The sequence below is a fragment of the Nocardioides sp. NBC_00368 genome (assembly GCF_036090055.1).
Lineage (GTDB): Bacteria > Actinomycetota > Actinomycetes > Propionibacteriales > Nocardioidaceae > Nocardioides.
The window spans coordinates 5,553,014-5,568,440 of record NZ_CP107970.1 but is presented as its reverse complement, the minus strand read 5'-3'; the positions used below and the strand labels follow the sequence as shown (position 1 = coordinate 5,568,440).

At 68.2% G+C, this 15,427-nt stretch carries 15 protein-coding genes and 2 tRNA genes; 8 read left to right on the top strand and 9 right to left on the bottom strand.

Features of this window, described 5'->3' with window-relative positions; all coding sequences use genetic code 11:
• Window positions 1-825: 825 nt before the first annotated feature.
• From OG984_RS26650 to OG984_RS26635, 4 genes are read left to right on the top strand one after another with little or no spacing between them, the layout of a single operon-like run.
• The gene (locus OG984_RS26650; protein WP_328529107.1) at window positions 826-1,353 is read left to right on the top strand and encodes a hypothetical protein; all 528 of its coding nucleotides are present in this window, start codon (window positions 826-828) and stop codon (window positions 1,351-1,353) included.
• Window positions 1,350-1,802 carry a hypothetical protein gene (locus tag OG984_RS26645; protein WP_328529106.1) on the top strand — a complete coding sequence of 151 codons (453 nt, stop codon included), beginning with the start codon at window positions 1,350-1,352 and terminating at the stop codon, window positions 1,800-1,802. Before OG984_RS26650 ends, OG984_RS26645 begins: the two co-directional genes overlap by 4 nt.
• A complete protein-coding gene (locus OG984_RS26640) occupies window positions 1,793-2,665 on the top strand; it encodes a hypothetical protein (protein ID WP_328529105.1) in 873 nt (290 codons plus the stop codon). Before OG984_RS26645 ends, OG984_RS26640 begins: the two co-directional genes overlap by 10 nt.
• The gene (locus tag OG984_RS26635) at window positions 2,662-3,837 is read left to right on the top strand and encodes an alpha/beta hydrolase (RefSeq protein ID WP_328529104.1); all 1,176 of its coding nucleotides are present in this window, start codon (window positions 2,662-2,664) and stop codon (window positions 3,835-3,837) included. Before OG984_RS26640 ends, OG984_RS26635 begins: the two co-directional genes overlap by 4 nt.
• A 41-nt stretch (window positions 3,838-3,878) precedes the next feature.
• Here OG984_RS26635 and OG984_RS26630 read toward each other — a convergent pair.
• The 7 genes from OG984_RS26630 to OG984_RS26600 form a co-directional block, all read right to left on the bottom strand.
• Window positions 3,879-3,952, bottom strand: a tRNA-Met gene (locus tag OG984_RS26630).
• Between the two features lie 153 nt (window positions 3,953-4,105).
• Window positions 4,106-4,179, bottom strand: a tRNA-Met gene (locus OG984_RS26625).
• Window positions 4,180-4,233: 54 nt separating this feature from the next.
• A complete protein-coding gene (locus OG984_RS26620) occupies window positions 4,234-7,131 on the bottom strand; it encodes a UPF0182 family membrane protein (protein ID WP_328529103.1) in 2,898 nt (965 codons plus the stop codon).
• Entirely contained in the window at window positions 7,128-7,736 is a 609-nt protein-coding gene (locus tag OG984_RS26615) for a PPA1309 family protein (RefSeq protein ID WP_328529102.1), read from the bottom strand. The genes OG984_RS26620 and OG984_RS26615 overlap by 4 nt, the downstream gene beginning before the upstream one ends.
• Window positions 7,733-8,779 carry a YlbL family protein gene (locus OG984_RS26610; protein WP_328529101.1) on the bottom strand — a complete coding sequence of 349 codons (1,047 nt, stop codon included), beginning with the start codon at window positions 8,777-8,779 and terminating at the stop codon, window positions 7,733-7,735. Before OG984_RS26610 ends, OG984_RS26615 begins: the two co-directional genes overlap by 4 nt.
• A 33-nt stretch (window positions 8,780-8,812) precedes the next feature.
• Window positions 8,813-9,049, bottom strand: a complete 237-nt coding sequence (locus OG984_RS26605; RefSeq protein ID WP_160027430.1) for a hypothetical protein — start codon at window positions 9,047-9,049, stop codon at window positions 8,813-8,815.
• 505 nt (window positions 9,050-9,554) lie between these two features.
• Window positions 9,555-9,992 (bottom strand): molybdenum cofactor biosynthesis protein MoaE, encoded by a 438-nt coding sequence (locus OG984_RS26600; protein WP_165113993.1) that lies wholly within the window; start codon window positions 9,990-9,992, stop codon window positions 9,555-9,557.
• Window positions 9,993-10,048: 56 nt separating this feature from the next.
• Here OG984_RS26600 and OG984_RS26595 point away from each other — a divergent pair, with 56 nt between their 5' ends.
• Both OG984_RS26595 and OG984_RS26590 read left to right on the top strand, forming a co-directional pair.
• The gene (locus OG984_RS26595) at window positions 10,049-11,398 is read left to right on the top strand and encodes a zinc-dependent metalloprotease (RefSeq protein ID WP_328529100.1); all 1,350 of its coding nucleotides are present in this window, start codon (window positions 10,049-10,051) and stop codon (window positions 11,396-11,398) included.
• On the top strand, window positions 11,395-11,934 hold the full coding sequence (locus tag OG984_RS26590) for an NUDIX hydrolase (RefSeq protein WP_328529099.1): 540 nt from the start codon (window positions 11,395-11,397) through the stop codon (window positions 11,932-11,934). Before OG984_RS26595 ends, OG984_RS26590 begins: the two co-directional genes overlap by 4 nt.
• On the opposite strand, the gene OG984_RS26585 is transcribed toward OG984_RS26590, so the two are convergent.
• Both OG984_RS26585 and OG984_RS26580 read right to left on the bottom strand, forming a co-directional pair.
• Window positions 11,931-12,482 carry a M48 metallopeptidase family protein gene (locus OG984_RS26585; protein WP_328529098.1) on the bottom strand — a complete coding sequence of 184 codons (552 nt, stop codon included), beginning with the start codon at window positions 12,480-12,482 and terminating at the stop codon, window positions 11,931-11,933. The genes OG984_RS26590 and OG984_RS26585 overlap by 4 nt on opposite strands.
• An 11-nt stretch (window positions 12,483-12,493) precedes the next feature.
• A complete protein-coding gene (locus OG984_RS26580; protein WP_328529097.1) occupies window positions 12,494-13,519 on the bottom strand; it encodes a PHP domain-containing protein in 1,026 nt (341 codons plus the stop codon).
• A 556-nt stretch (window positions 13,520-14,075) separates the two neighbouring features.
• Here OG984_RS26580 and OG984_RS26575 point away from each other — a divergent pair.
• Complete coding sequence (locus OG984_RS26575) at window positions 14,076-14,234, top strand: DUF5679 domain-containing protein (RefSeq protein WP_091051197.1); 159 nt, start codon at window positions 14,076-14,078, stop codon at window positions 14,232-14,234.
• Between the two features lie 339 nt (window positions 14,235-14,573).
• A complete protein-coding gene (locus OG984_RS26570; protein WP_328529096.1) occupies window positions 14,574-15,347 on the top strand; it encodes a hypothetical protein in 774 nt (257 codons plus the stop codon).
• Window positions 15,348-15,427 lie beyond the last annotated feature (80 nt).

Sequence of the window (15,427 nt, the reverse complement as noted above, 5' to 3'; positions counted from 1 at the left end):
CGAGTTGGAGTTCCACATGTCCCCGGTCTCCAGCTCGTCGCGACCCCACGTGACCGCGGGAACCGACGGTACGAGCTCGAGCAGTCGCGCCGCTCGGACCGGATCGGTCTCCACCATGAGCGGGCTGTCGACGGCCTCGGAGGCGTCGGGGATGGCGCCGTCGCGCCAGCGGCGCACCTCGTACCGAAATAGCCGCGACCGCCCCAGACCTCGCATCCCAACCGGTCCCACGCAGACCGCGCCATGATCGAGACCGCCCAGGCTCCACACGGGTGCCATCTCGATCACATAGCGGTCGGCACCCAGCTGGACGGCCAAGGCCGAGTGGTAGAGGTCGCAGCGGTCACGACGCTGGACAAGGGCGACGACGGCCTCGAAGATCCGCCCGTTGACACGGACGCAGTGCGTGTTGTCTCCGGCTCCCAGGGGCAGCCAGTAGAGCTCGACGCGGGCCGCGGTCGGCGTCGGCTGCACAGTGTGCGAGTCGGACACGGGGTCACCTCTCAATGGAGGGGCGTGCTGCCGAGCGCTCGACGTGCTCGACGTGTCGCGGCGTGTGCATCGGCGGTTCATCCCTTTCCTCGCAGTCTTTGGGGTGGCAGGGCAGGTCGGGCAGAGGACTAGGTCCTCGCGGCCCCGGCCGGATGACCCTTCCCCGTGCATGCCCAGCGAACGACGTCGTCATCCGTTCCTTCAGGGCGCCGTGAGGTCCTTGAACGAAGGCGACGGTGATGAGGACTTAGGCGCTGAGCCACGGGGACCTTCGCCACTGCTTCGAGATCTCGGGCGTTTCCTAGCGTGGTCGCAGACCATACGGGAGTTGTCATGCAGGGATTCGTCATCTGGGGAGCATTCACCGTCGGAGTCGCAGCGTTCTGTGTCTGGAGGCCGAACGGCGCGCGAGTCTTCCTCGGTCTCTTCTTCGGCGCGATGGGCCTGGGTATCCACGGAGCTCTGATCGCTACGAACCCCCAGAGGTACGTCGACTTCGCCGCCGATGCACCTTGGCCGATCTATCGCGACATCGGAATGTGGTTGACCGAACCGAACCCCCTGGCCTTCGGCATCTTCATGCTGACCTTCGAAACTGCCACCGCTGCCCTCATCCTGAGCCGAGGTCGCGCCGCCAAGTTGGGGTTGCTCACCGCGATCTTGTTCCTCCTCGGCATCACACCGTTGGGTCTGGAGGAGGTTCCGAATGTCGTCCTGGCCGCAGGCATGGCTTTCCTGCTCACCCAGGACTTTCCCACCGACGTGTGGACCATGCTGCGCCGTCGGCGGCGCCGTCGCCGCCCGGAAACCACCGCGCTGCCGCAACACCGAGCCGCTGCGGCGACGAAGGAGACGCGATGAATCGCAAGAGCGAGATCTTGCTCGGGCTGTTGCTGTTCAACGGACTGAGCGCCACGGCTGGGGGCCTGGCGCTGATGACGGGCTGGATACCCGAACAAGCGTCCTGGGTCCGGCACACCGACTTCCCCAGCAACTACTTCCCAGGCGTGATCCTGATGGCCGTCGTCGGCGGCAGCTCCCTGATCGCCGCCATCGCCCTGGTCAAACGTTGCGACGGTTGGCATCTCGCCAGCGTCCTCGCCGGAACCATCATGACGTTCTGGATCATCGGAGAGATCGCATCGATCCGCGCATTCCATTTCTTGCAAGTGATCTACCTCGTGACCAGTGCGCTCGTCGTCACGTGGACACCAGCGCGCGACACGAGCGTGACTCCGTCGAATGACCAAGCGAGACCGGTACCCACTCGCCCGACCGCGGCCAGAAGGAGGTGGTGGCGATGGCGATGAAACCTAGCGATGACTTCCGACGGTCCACCGAGGGTTTGAGCCGCCGGACCCAGCATCTCTGCGCGGCTGTTGCAGCCCTGGTCCTGGTCGCGGCCGTTCCCACGTTCTTCGTAGACGGGATCCTCAACGGCACCCCGGTGATGAACGGCTCCGCGCGCGGCACCGCGCTCACCATGTTCGCACTGGCGCTTCCGGTGCTCGTGATCGGCCGGTTCACCTCGGCCCGGGGCTCGGTCCGGGGGCGCGCAGCCCTGATCGGCGCGCTCGGCTACCTCACCTACAACGCCACGCTGCTGGTGTACGCCACTCCGTTCAACGAGCTGTTCCTGGCGTACGTCGCCCTGCTCGGGCTGTCGTTGTGGACCCTCGTCAGCGCGCTGCTGGACCCTCTGCCGTTCCTGCTTCCCGGCAGGTTGCCCGCGCGCGGCATCGCCGTGTTCATCCTGACCGTGGTCGTACTCAACGCGCTGGCCTGGCTGCGCTTCGTGGTACCCGACCTGGGTGAGGACCCGCCTGGGTTCCTGGAGGGGACCGGCCTGACCACCAACCCCATCTACGCCCAGGACCTCGCGGTCTGGCTGCCGGCCCTGACAATCGTGGCCGTGCTGCTCTGGCAGCGTCGGCCCGCCGGCGTCTTCCTCGCCGGGGCCGGGCTGTTCTTCTGGATGATCGAGGCCATCGGTGTCGCGGTCGACCAGTGGTTCGGTCACCGCGCCGATCCCGCCTCTGACGTGGCGACTCTGGGTGGCGTCGTGCTGTTCGTCGTACTCGCCGCAGCGACCGTGGTCCCGCTGGCCCTCTGGCTGCGCGCGGTACCGCAGAGAGTCCGTGGTCCGGTGGCCCTGGATTCCGGCGGCTCATGAACACCAACGTGTTCACCCGCCGCGGACCCCGGCCCACGGCGTCCCTGGGGACCGGGGATGCGGATGGCGGTGCGATCGGGGCACGCGGGTGGGCGATGCGGCTGGTCGTGGTGGCCACCGGACTGGTGGTGCTCGCGGTGGGGGTCGGGCTGGTACCTCGTCACTACACCCACGAGGGTCTCAGCCCGCTGGCCGTCTCGGGCTTCATTCTGCTGACCATCGGCCTGGTCGCGTCGGTATGGGCGGCGATCCGCATCCTGGCCGCGACCCGGCGCCGGTGGTGGGCACCGATCGTCGCCTCGATGTTGGTCGCGACCTACCTGGTTCTCTGGACGCTCGGCCAGGCGGTGGCCGCGTCATACGCACCGCGACCGGCTCTGGGAGAGAGGACCCCGGCAGACTTGGGCCTCGCCTACCGAGACGTCACATTTCCCAGCAGTGACGGCACGGATTTGGCCGGCTGGTACCTCCCCACCCGCAACGGAGCCGGCGTCGTCCTCATGCACGGAGCCGGGTCGACCCGGTCCGGGGTGTTGGAACATGCGGCGGTGCTTGCCGAGCACGGCTACGGGGTCTTGCTCTTCGACGCGCGCGGCCACGGGGAGAGCGCGGGCCGCGCCATGGACTTCGGCTGGTACGGGGAGTCGGACGCATCCGGAGCAGTCGACTTCCTGACCCAGCAGCGCGGTGTGTCACCGGCGCGCATCGGACTCCTCGGCGTGTCCATGGGTGGCGAAGAGGCCATCGGCACCGCCGGAGTCGACGAGCGGGTCGCTGCCGTGGTGGCCGAGGGGGCCACCAGCCGGGTCGCAGCCGACAAGGGCTACCTCGATGCGTACGGCGCTCGTGGAGAGTTGCAGCAAAACATCGACCGAGTCACCTACTGGCTCACCGGACGGCTGACGGATGCTCCCGAGCCCAGCTCCTTGCGGCGATCCGTGTCGACAGCCACCACACGACCCGACCCCACCAGCTTCCTGCTCATCACGGCCGGTGAGGTGCCGGACGAAGGACACGCAGCCGACTACGTGGCGGATTCGAGCACCGACGCAGTCCAGACGTGGGCCGTTCCCGGCGCGGGGCACACACAAGGACTGCAGGAAGCACCCGCCGCGTGGGAGGAACGAGTGATCACCTTCCTCGCCGACTCTTTGGAAGGCACGGCAGGATGAACGAAGGCCCGGACCTCTCGGTCCGGGCCTTCGTCTCGGAGTAGCGGGGACAGGATTTGAACCTGTGACCTCTGGGTTATGAGCCCAGCGAGCTACCGAGCTGCTCCACCCCGCGTCGCAAGAACAACTCTACCCGCGAACTCACCCGAACCCCAATCTGGGACGCGGGGTCCCGACGAGCCCGACGTGAGAGCCACGGATGACCAGGCGCAAGTGGAACCGAAATCACGAAGGCCCGGACCTTTCGGTCCGGGCCTTCGTCTTGGAGTAGCGGGGACAGGATTTGAACCTGTGACCTCTGGGTTATGAGCCCAGCGAGCTACCGAGCTGCTCCACCCCGCGTCGCAAGAAGAACATTACACGCGAGGGGAAACGAACCCCTAATCGGAGGTGTCCTCACCCTCCCGAGATCAGGTCGGCGGCCTGGTCGACCTTGTCCTGGGCCTCGGCGATGAGCCGCTCACGCTCGGCGTAGTCGCCGGCCTTGCCGGCCTCGTCCGCCTGGGCGAACAGCGAGCGCGCGTCCTCGAGGAGCTGGCCGACCTCGCCCGGTGCGTCACCGGAGGAGGGCGGGGTCTCGGCCGGTTCCTCGTCGGGATCGGTTTCCGTCGGGGGTGTCGGCGAGGCGCCGGTCAGCGCGACCTCGAGGGCATCGCTCAGCGTGGTTCCGTAGCCGACCCGTCCGTCGTAGGAGACCAGCACGAAGGCGAGCTGGGCATAGCCAGAGGTGGAGGCGGTCGCCCGGCGGGCGTAGATCGGCTCGACGTACAGGATGCCGTTCTTCGCGGTCGGGTAGGTGATGACCTGGCCCCACACCGGCGCCGATCCGGAGCGGTTGAACGAGGCGACCTCGTCGGCGATCGCCTTGTCCGTACGGAACTCGTTGGACACCATGCCGGGGCCCTGGGTGTCGTCGGGGAAGCCGGTGGTGATCCGGATCTTCCCGTAGTTCTCCGAGGTGGCGTCGGAGTCGACCGACATCATCGCCGCCAGGTTGGGACGGTTGTAGGGCACGAAGGCCGACGTCAGCGACCAGCGAGCGGTGCCCGAGCCGTCGTCGAGGAACATCCGGTAGGGCGTCTGCTGGTGGTTGTCGTCGTTCGGGTCCTCGGGCACGGCCCAGCGCTCGTTGCCGGAGAAGAAGACGTCCGGGTCGGAGACGTGGTAGCGCGCCAGCTGGTAGCGCTGCACCTTGTAGAGGTCCTCGGGGTAGCGAAGGTGCTCCATCAGCTCCTTCGGGACCGACGACTTCGGCATCACGGTGCCGGGGAAGGCCGCCTCCCACGTCTGCAGGATCGGGTCCGACTCGTCCCACTCGTAGAGGGTGACCGTGCCGTCGTAGGCGTCCACGGTCGCCTTCACCGCGTTGCGCATGTAGTTGATCTCGTCGGTGGGCAGCGTCTGCACACCGGTCGAGGTCTGGGTGGCGTCGTCGGTCATCGAGGCGAACGAGTCGCGCGCGGCCTGTGGGTAGCGGTCGGTGGTCGTGTAGCCGTCGACCACCCACTGGATCCGCCCGCCGACGATCACCGGGTAGACGTCGTCGTCGAGCGTCAGCCACGGCGCGACCTTCTGCACCCGTTCCTTCGGGGAGCGGTCGTAGAGGATCTCGGAGTTCTCGTTGACCCGCGAGGAGAGCAGGAAGTTCGTGGAGCCGAACTGGATGGCGTACATCAGCTGGCGGAAGTTCGAACCGATCGGGACACCGCCGGCACCTTCGTACGTCGTCCGGGTCTCGCCGTCCTCGGAGTTGTAGTCGAGCTCGACCGCGGCGCCTTCGCCGGCCTTCCCGACGATCGAGTACTCCGGCGAGTCCTCGCCGAAGTAGACCTTGTCCTGGAACTTGCCTTGTCCCGAGGTGAGGTCGTGCTGACCGGTGCGGTCACCCTCGGCCCACTGCATCTGGTTCGACTCGGACTTGTCGTCGGCGCCGCGCATGTTGGCGTAGGAGGCGATCACCCCGTTGGAGTGGGTGTAGACCGTGTGCAGGTTGGTCCAGGTGCGGTCGGAGTCGGAGATGCCGGCCTGGTTGAGCTCGCGTACGCCGAGCACGACCGCCCGCTCCTTGCCACCGACCTCGTAGGTGGAGATGTCGAGCGGCTCGTGCACCGAGTAGTAGGAGCGACCCTGCTGGACCTGCTCGAACTCGCGGTGGACGACCGCCGGGTCGACGATCGGCAGCGAGGACGCGGTCTCGTCGAGCTGCTCGGGCGAGGCGCCGTCGGCCTCGGCCTGCGAGGTGTACTCGGTCACCTCGAGCTTGTCCTTGGAGATGCCGTAGGCGTCCTGGGTGGCCTTGATGTTGGCCGCCAGGTAGGGCTTCTCCTTGTCCTGCTCGCTCGGCCGGACCTGGAAGCCCTGCACGACCGCGGGCCAGATCATCCCGATCAGCAGCACCGAGATCGCGAACAGCGAGATCGCGATCGAGGGCAGCTGCCAGCTGCGCCGCCACATGTTCAGCAGGAACAGAATCCCGCAGATCACGGCGATCGCGAGCAGGATCTGGTTGGCCGGGAGCACCGCGTGCTCGTCGGTGTAGGTCATCCCGTCCAGTCGCGGGCCGGAGCCGTTGACGAGGTCGTAGCGGTCGACCCAGTAGTCGAGCCCCTTGACCAGCAGGATCAGCCCGAGCATGGCGCTGAGCTGGACCTGTGCCGAGCGGGTGAACCGGTCACGCTGCGCGGTCAGCCGGATCCCGCCGTAGACGTAGTGCACGATCATCGCGCCGATGGTGCCGAGGATCAGCCCGGTCAGCGCGAAGTTGACCAGGTAGTGCCACCACGGCAGGTCGAAGACGTAGAAGCCGATGTCCTTCTTGAAGAACTCGTCGACCTTGTCGAAGTCGCGCCCGTGGCGCCACATCAGGTACGTACGCCAGTGGCCCGCGCCGGAGAAGCCGGCGAAGATCCCCGACACCCCCGCGATGCCGACCAGCAGCCACGTACGGATCGGAGCGATCGCGTCGCGGTAGCGGTCCAGGCCGCCGATGTCGTCGGCCGGGTGGAAGTAGGGACGGGTGCGGTAGGCGAGCGCGGCCGGCAGCCCGATCATGATCGCCATCAGCACGCCGAAGATCACGAACAGCGCCGTGCGCGTCCAGAAGACTGTGCCGAAGACGCTGCTGAAGTCGATCGCGTCGTACCACAGCGCGTCGGTGTAGACCGCCGCGAAGGCGCTGATGCCGAAGAAGAGCACGATGACCGAGACGGCCGCGATCGCCAGCCATCGGTTGCGGCCGGTGCTCTGGTTGCGGGCCGGCGCCTGCGCCGGGTCGTCGTCGTCAAAGAGACTCATTCGTCGCCCTCGCTGTCTGGGTTCTCCTCAAGAGTGACACGCAGCAGCTCGAGGAGCTCGGGGACCAGGTCGACGCCGCCGATGACCGACTGGTCGTCGTCGTGCGCCTTCAACCGCAGAGCACAGTACGTGGCACCAGCACGTGTCGCGCCGGCCACGATGCGTACCTCCTGCCGGTCGGGGTGCGCCTTGGCGAACTCCGCGGCCGCCTCGGCGTCCTCGGGGATCTTGCCGTCGGCGTCGGGCGGCAGCACCAGACGCTCGACGACCGCGGCGCAGCCGGTGACGCCTGCGGGCCAGGCCGTCGTCTGGAGGACCTCCTCCAGCTGGGTCGTCACGGGCACCTGGTCCTGCTCGATCGGGGTCAGCGACCCCTCCTGGTCCGGGTTGTCCAGGCCCATCATCGTGGCGAGCGCCGGCTCGGCCTTGACCAGCGCGGCCGTGTCGACCAGCGCGAACAACCTCGCCGGACCGTCCCAGCCCTCGCTCGCGACGTGGGCCTCGATCTCGAGGACGGCCGCGGCCAGAGCGGGATCGGTCTCCAGGTCGAGGCCGCGGCTGAGCTCGGGGGTGGGCCCGGGCGTGGGCTCAGGGGTGTCGTTCACTTCGTGCTCCCACAGGTCGGCAGCTTGGCATTCGGGTCCTCGGTCCAGGTCTCGATCGCCTTGATGGCGTCGTCGAGGTTCTCCACACGGGTCAGGCGCATGTCACCGTTCTCGGCGCCCTCGACGTCTTGGCAGTTGCCGGCGGGCACCAGGAAGAGCTCGGCCCCGTCCGAGGCCGCACCCGGGATCTTCTGCTGGATCCCGCCGATCGGGCCGACGTTGCCGGAGCCGTCGATGGTGCCGGTGCCGGCGATCTTCTTCTCGCCGGTCAGCGGGCCCTTGGTCAGGGTGTCGTAGACCGAGAGCGCCATCATCAGCCCGGCGCTCGGTCCGCCGATGGCCGGGTCGAGCGTGATCTTGACGTCGTAGGGGAAGTCGTAGGTCGCTCCCAGCGAGACGCCGATGAAGGCCTTGCCCTCCTTCTCACCGGTCTTGATCGACTCGGTCAGCGTCTTGCCCTTGCGCTCGACGGTCAGCTCGATCGTGTCGCCGGGCTCGACCTTCTGCACCTCGGTGACGACCTCTTCGGGGGTGTCGACGGCCGTGTCGCCGACCTTGGTGACCACGTCCTCGGCCTTCAGCTTGCCCGCGGCGGGAGCGTCCTCGCTGACCTCGGCGACCGAGACCTCGTCGACGTCCTCACCGAGCTTGGTCAGCGCCGCCGCGATCGCCGCGTCCTGAGCGCTGGCCATCTGCACCTGCCCGGCCTCACGGTCGTCCTCGACGGTGCCCTGATCGGGGTAGGCGACCTCGCGCGGGTAGACCGCCTCGGTATCGCTCATCCATGCGCCCAGCAGGGTCCACAGGCCGAGCCGCGCCTCGCGGGTGGTCTCGGAGACCGTGGTCATCCGCAGCTGCCCCTCGTCGCGGTAGCTCTCGTGGCCCTCGACCTGGACGATGTCCTTGCCGTCGAACTCGCCCAGGACGTTCACCGTCGGCCCGGGGCTGTAGATCGTGTAAGGCAGCGGAACGACCCAGGCGATCACGATCAGGGCAACCACGAGCGGCAGGGCGACAAGACCGGCCAGGGTGCGCTGTGTCATAGCGTCACCTTCTCATTCAAGACCAAGTGCACCCTAAGAGGCGTCGCGGTTGACACGGACCGCGACTCCGGTCGACCTGTCGGGCGGCGGTTGAGGCGCTGCGTACCTTCTCGAGCGCTCGCGCGTCTTCTCCTTCTCGAGCGCGATCCCGAGGCGGCGTACGACCTCTTCGCGGTCCTGCTCGCGCCCCTCACGTCCGAGGAACGCGACCCAGGCCATCGCCAGCACGGTGATGACCGCGGACGGCACGAGCCACAGCAGGATGTCCACGTACGCAGCCTATTTGGTCACCCCAACGCCGCGCATCATGGCGCGCCGACCCCGAGCCGCCTCAGCCGCCCGAGCACACCACGAATCACGAAGCAATCGCCGACAACCCAGCGCCGGAGCGCTCCTCGTCTGGACGCAGCGGAGCGAGGGAGCGAAGCGACTGAGCGCAGCGGAGGAAGACGAGGATCAAGCGCAGGCGCTGCGCGAATTGCGAAGCAATCGCCACAAGTACAGCGCCGGAGCGCTCCTCGTCTGGACGCAGCGCAGTGAGGAGCGCAGCGACGAACGAAGCGGAGGAAGACGAGGATCAAGCGCAGGCGCTCGCGATTGCGAAGCAATCGCCATAAGTACAGCGCTGCGCGAATTGCGAAGCAATCGCCACAAGTACAGCGCCGGAGCGCTCCTCGTCTGGACGCAGCGGAGCGAGGGAGCGAAGCGACTGAGCGCAGCGGAGGAAGACGAGGATCAAGCGCAGGCGCTCGCGAATTGCGAAGCAATCGCAAAATTACGGCGCGCCGACCCACTCGTCCGTGCCGTCGGTGAAGACCTGGTGCTTCCAGATGGGCACCTCGGCCTTGAGGGTGTCGATGAGGTCGCGGGAGGCGGCGAAGGCCTCGCCGCGGTGGCCGGAGGCGGTGGCGACGATGACCGCGATGTCGCCGATGTCGAGGTGGCCGGTGCGGTGGACGGCGGCGACGCCCGCGACGCCGTGGTCGGCGGCGACCTTCTCGGCGACCTCGGTCAGGCGCGCGAGGGCGGTGGGATGGGCCTGGTAGTCGAGGCCGGTCACGCCCTTGCCCCCGTCGTGGTCACGTACGCGGCCGACGAAGAGAGTCACCCCGCCGGATGCGTCGTCGTCGAGCGCGTCCATCACCTCGGTGACATCGAGAGGGGTCTCCCGGATGTCCAGAAGCTTGACAGCGCCTTTCTTCGGTTCAGCCATGGGACCAGCGTAGTGCTTGCTGACAGCGGGCTTCCGTAACCGCGTAGGCTGGACACATGAGTCAGACCCCAGGTGGCCCCGACGAGCCGGAGGAGCCGGAGAACCCCTTCAAGGGCACGCCCTTTGAAGCGTTCTTCGGTGGTTTCCCCATCGGCGGCGTCGGCGGCGGCCCCGGCGGCATGCCTGACCTGAGCCAGATCTTCGGTCAGATCCAGTCGCTGCTACAGCCCTATGACGGCCCGCTGAACTGGGACGTCGCGATGGACCTCGCCCGAAAGGTCGCCGCGTCCACGCCCGACCCGACGCCTTCTCAGAAGCAGAAGGACGCGGTCGCCGACGCGATCCAGCTGGCCGACCACTGGTTGGAGGAAACCACCTCGTTCCCGTCCGGCGTGAAGTCCGCCACCGCTTGGTCCAAGGCCGAGTGGCTGGTCAACACGCTGGACGCGTGGAAGCCGCTGATCGAGCCGGTCGCCGCCTCGACGGCGGCCGCGATGAGCGGTCAGCTGCCCGAGGAGATGAAGGCGCAGATGGGCCCGATGATCGGGTTCGTCGGCAAGGCGATGGGCGCGTTGTACGCGAACCAGGCCGGCACCGGCCTCGGCCACCTCGCCGGCGAGGTCATCTCGGTCTCCGACATCGGCATCCCGCTGGCCGAGACCGGCCAAGCGGCGCTGCTCCCGGTCAACGTCGCGCCCTTCGCCGAAGGACTGGGGGTCAGCACCGACGACGTGCTGCTCTTCCTGGCCCTGCGCGAGGCGGCCCACCAGCGGCTCTTCGCCGGCGTGCCGTGGCTGCGTGACCACGTCGTCACCGCCGTCACCGACTACGCGCAGGGCGTCGAGCTCAACATGGAGGCCATGCAGCAGCGGATCGAGGAGCAGATGCGCGGCCTCGACCTCTCCGCGATGCAGGACCCCTCGCAGCTGCAGAACATGTTCGAGGAAGGCATGTTCGAGGTGCCCGACTCGCCGGTGCAGAAGGCCGCGCTGGAGCGGCTCGAGATCGTGCTGGCGCTCGTGGAGGGCTGGGTCGACGAGGTCGTCGCCCTGGCCACCGCCGAGCGGATGCCGGTCGCGGCGCAGTTGCAGGAGGCCGTACGCCGCCGCCGCGCTGCCGGCGGTCCGGCCGAGCAGACCTTCGCGACCCTGGTCGGCCTCGAGCTTCGTCCGCGACGCCTGCGGGACGCGGCCGCGCTGTGGGGATCGCTGCGCACCCGGCAGGGCATCGAGGCCCGCGACGGCGTCTGGATGTCGCCGGCGCTGCTGCCCACCTCGGCAGATCTCGACGACCCGCTCGGCTTCCGCGAGGGCGCCGAGGCCCCCGACGTCGAGTCGATCGACTTCGACGAGGAGCTCAAGAAGCTGCTCGGCGGGACCGACTCCGACAGCCCGGGCGAGGAGTGAGCCTGAACGCTGACGCGCTCGCGACCCTGCGGGCGTGGGGTGCTCCGTCGGCTCTGCAGGAGACCTTGCGGCAGCGGTACGTCGCCCACCTCGAGGCCGAGCCCACCGGGGTCTTCAAGTCGTGCGTCCCCGACCACCTGACCGCCTCGTGCGTGGTGCTCTCCGACGACGGCTCCTCGGTGCTGCTGACCCATCACCGCAAGGCGCGGCGCTGGTTCCAGTTCGGTGGACATCTCGAGCAGGACGACCCGACCCTGTGGGCGGCCGCGGCCCGCGAGCTGCGTGAGGAGTCGGGCGTGTCGGACCTGGTGCCGTTGCCCGGGCTGGTGCAGCTCTCCGAGCACCCGGTGCCCTTCTGCGCTCCGTCCGGCGACGTCCACCACCTCGACGTGCGCTTCATGGCCGTCGCCCCCTCCGGTGCGGTTCCGGAGGTGAGCGAGGAGTCCCTCGACGTACGTTGGTGGCCGGTCGACGGTGTCCCCGATCCCGAGGACGACCTGATCGAGCTCATCAAGCTCGCGCAGGCGCGGCTCTAGTCGACCTGGTCGTCCGCGTCGACGTCGTCCTCCTCGCCCGGAGGGGCGGGGAGCTTGGCGGCGGCAGACCAGCCGGCCAGATAGCCCTTGGCGCGCTCGGCCTGGGGGTAGCGATCGACCCAGGCCCAGAAGGCCTCGTTGTGCTTGGCCTCGAAGAGGTGGGCCAGCTCGTGGACGAGCACGTAGTCGACGACCCAGCCCGGCATGCCCCGCAGCCGGTCGCTCAGCCGGATCGAGCGGTCACCGGGAGTGCAGGAACCCCAGCGACTGTTCTGGTTGTCGACCCAGCGGACCGAGTCCGGCTTGGCCAGACCGCCGAAGTACTGGTCGCTCAGGGCGGCCGATCGTCGCATCAGGTCATCGTCGCTGGGTTTGCGGCGCCGTTCGGCCTTCTCCAGCCGAGCGACCATCTGCTCGACCCATTCGGCCTCCTCGCGCTGCGACATCGCGGCCGGGATCATCACGATGATCCGGTCGCCGTCACGGTAGGCAGAGACCGTACGCCGACGCCGCTTGCTGCGCCGTACCTCGATCTCCGGGCCGTCCATAGGTCAAAAAACTACCTGTTCGCCCAGGCCAGCAGGCGGTCCCGCGGCCAGGTGTTGATGATCCGTTCCTCTTCGATACCCGCCGCCTCGGCCCGTTCGCATCCCAGAACGAGGAAGTCGAGCTGCCCCGGAGCATGCGCGTCCGAGTCGATCGAGAAGAGGCAACCGACGTCGCGAGCGAGCTCGAGAAGCTTGGTCGGAGGGTCTCTCCGCTCGGGCCTGGAGTTGATCTCGACCGCGACGCCGTGCTCCGCGCACGCCTCGAACACCTTGCGCGCGTCGAACTGGCTTCCGGGCCGGGTGCCGCGATTGCCGGTGACCAGCCGGCCCGTGCAGTGGCCGAGCACGTTCATCCGCGTCGTGGAGACCGCGGTGACCATCCGTCTGGTCATCAGCTCCTTGTCCATCTTCAGCTTGGAGTGGACGCTGGCGACACGGAGCTCGAGCTTGGCGAGCATCTCGTCGGTCTGGTCGAGGCTGCCGTCGTCGAGGATATCGACCTCGATCCCCTTCAGCAGGGTGAACCCGTGTCCGGCGAGGTGGTCGTTGACCGCGTCGACGACACCGAGCTGGCGTTCCAGGCGGGCGGCACTGAGCCCGTTGGCGACCGTCAGACGCGGACTGTGGTCGGTGAGCACCAGGTATTCGTGACCCAGCTCGATCGCGGTGAAGGCCATCTCCTCGATCGGGGAGCCGCCGTCGGACCAGTCGGAGTGGCTGTGCAGATCGCCACGGAGCCTGCTCCGCAGCCCCTCCCCCGCCGCGCCCTCGGTCAGCGGACCGCCGTGGACCCGCTCGGTGTCCGCCAGCCGCTGCGGCACCTCGCCACGCGCGGCCTCGGAGATGACCTTGGCCGTGCTCGCTCCGACCCCGCTCAGCTCCGTCAGGGTGCCCTCGGTCGCACGGCGGCGTACCTCCTCCTCGGGGAGCGGAAGGATCGCGGCCGCCGCGGTGCGGAAGGCCTTCACCTTGTAGCTGTCCTCACGGCCGCGCTCGAGCAGGAACGCGATCCGTCGCAGGGCTGCGACGGGCGACAACGCCTCGCCTACCAAATCTTCCTCCAACTATTTTTCTCCTCCACAGCCGGTGGAGAATGATTTTCGCAGGTCACAGTCTGTATTCAACCGATCATTCTCCATCCGTTCACCCTGGTTACCCACAGGAACGGGCATGTCTTCCACCGGCTGTCCCCAAGCAAAGCGGGGTTGTCCACATCTTGTCCACAAGGCTCGCGGAGTCGGACGTTGACGGGCTCCCACATCCTCTTTAAGTTCGATGTCAGTGGGACCCCCGGCGCCGCCGGACGGCCTTCGCAAGGGGAAGGCGAAGGACGATCCAGGCACCGGGGGTCCCTCCAGTTTTCGGGTCGCCTCCCCGACGTCGCGGGAGCCTTCGACAGACCTTCGATGCGTCCTCGAAACCCCAGAATCCCCCGGTATGACGCCAACACGCCGACACTCGCTCGACAGCCCGTGTTGCCGCAGAAAGCGCCGCGTGTCGTAGGGTCGAGTCGGCTCGTCATGACGAGCTTCCGACGGGCTTCCCTGACAACCCCGTCGCGACGACCAGTTACACATAGGCAAGGAGGCCGTCATGGCGGAGACCTGGAGCGGCGAGTTCTACTGCGTGAAGTGCAAGGAGAAGCGCGAGGCGACCGGTGAGATCCGGGTGAACGACAAGGGCACCAAGATGGCCAAGGCCGTCTGCCCCGTCTGCAGCACCAACCTCAACCGCATCCTCGGTAAGGCCTGAGCCCGAGCCTGCGACCCCGCGACGAAGGAGCGGGGTCGCAACGCGAGGGGATCGAGCGAGCGCAGCGGGTGAGCCTGCGAACCCGCGAAGCGGGTCGAGATCCACGCTTCCCGGAGCGCTAGCCCAGCGCAGCTCGAGACCTACCAGTGCACGACTCGCGGCGGCGCCCCCGGCAAGTCCGGCGGCGCCGCTGCCACGTTTTGCCGAGGCGTCGGCCCCGTCGGCCGAAGCGTCACGCTGGTGCCGACTCGACCGACGCGAGCGACGTCTCGGCACGTTATCCACAGGGGCTGTGGATTGTTGATGCAGGGAATCTCGGGCGGTGTGAGACTCCCTGGCATGAGCACGCGCTACCGGATTCGGCCGGGGTATGTGGCCGTACGACGTGATGAGACCCGACTTCAGATCGGCATCGACCCGCCGCGGCGGGCGATCGTGCAGGACAGCGTGGAGGTACGCCGCCTGCTGACCGACCTCGCCGCCGGCCGAGCGACCGAGCCCGATCATCTGCCCGGGCGGCATGCGATGCAGCAGCTCGCCAACGCCGGACTGCTGATCGACGCCGAGCGCAGCGAGCCGCCACCACGGGTCGGCTTCGACGGACCGCCGGCGATGGTCTCGGCGGCACGGGCGCTGATCGGGGCGCCCGGGGCGACCTCCGGCGCCCCGGATCTCGTGATCCTCCTCTCGGAGGGACCGCTGCACCGCGAGCGAACCGACGAGATGGTGCGCGAGGGCCGGGCACACCTCGTCGTCGAGAGCGGCCCCGACACCTGGACCGTGGGCCCGTTGGTCGTTCCCGGCGTCACCGCCTGCCTGCGTTGCGTCGACGCGACTCTCGCCGAGGAGGACGACCGACGGGCGGTGGTCGTGAGCCAGCTCGTCGGCAACGAGGTGCCGAGCGATGCGCTGCTGCGGTCGCTGGCGCTCTCCTGGGCCGTACGCGACGCCCGCACCTACCTCGCCGGGCGCACCCCGGCATCGTGGTCGACCTCGGTGATCCTCACCCGCGACGACGAGCCCACCGTCCGAGCATGGCTGCGACATCCCTACTGCGGCTGCGCGTGGGACCTGATCGCCTCGGCGAGGGCGGAGACGGGCGAACCGGCTTGATTTTCGACTCGCAGCTCCGGCACCCTTGCGGACATGGTCACGAAGAGCGCGCTGCGACGACGAGGCATGGGTCTCTGACC

Bases quoted from the DNA above. Each gene is read 5' to 3' on its own strand.
- OG984_RS26645 (WP_328529106.1), top strand. From the start codon at position 1,350: ATGAATCGCAAGAGCGAGATCTTGCTCGGGCTGTTGCTGTTCAACGGA.
- OG984_RS26640 (WP_328529105.1), top strand. From the start codon at position 1,793: ATGGCGATGAAACCTAGCGATGACTTCCGACGGTCCACCGAGGGTTTG.
- OG984_RS26620 (WP_328529103.1), bottom strand. From the start codon at position 7,131: ATGAGTCTCTTTGACGACGACGACCCGGCGCAGGCGCCGGCCCGCAAC.
- OG984_RS26595 (WP_328529100.1), top strand. From the start codon at position 10,049: ATGAGTCAGACCCCAGGTGGCCCCGACGAGCCGGAGGAGCCGGAGAAC.
- OG984_RS26600 (WP_165113993.1), bottom strand. From the start codon at position 9,992: ATGGCTGAACCGAAGAAAGGCGCTGTCAAGCTTCTGGACATCCGGGAG.
- OG984_RS26585 (WP_328529098.1), bottom strand. From the start codon at position 12,482: ATGGACGGCCCGGAGATCGAGGTACGGCGCAGCAAGCGGCGTCGGCGT.
- OG984_RS26570 (WP_328529096.1), top strand. From the start codon at position 14,574: ATGAGCACGCGCTACCGGATTCGGCCGGGGTATGTGGCCGTACGACGT.
- OG984_RS26635 (WP_328529104.1), top strand. From the start codon at position 2,662: ATGAACACCAACGTGTTCACCCGCCGCGGACCCCGGCCCACGGCGTCC.
- OG984_RS26610 (WP_328529101.1), bottom strand. From the start codon at position 8,779: ATGACACAGCGCACCCTGGCCGGTCTTGTCGCCCTGCCGCTCGTGGTT.
- OG984_RS26575 (WP_091051197.1), top strand. From the start codon at position 14,076: ATGGCGGAGACCTGGAGCGGCGAGTTCTACTGCGTGAAGTGCAAGGAG.
- OG984_RS26650 (WP_328529107.1), top strand. From the start codon at position 826: ATGCAGGGATTCGTCATCTGGGGAGCATTCACCGTCGGAGTCGCAGCG.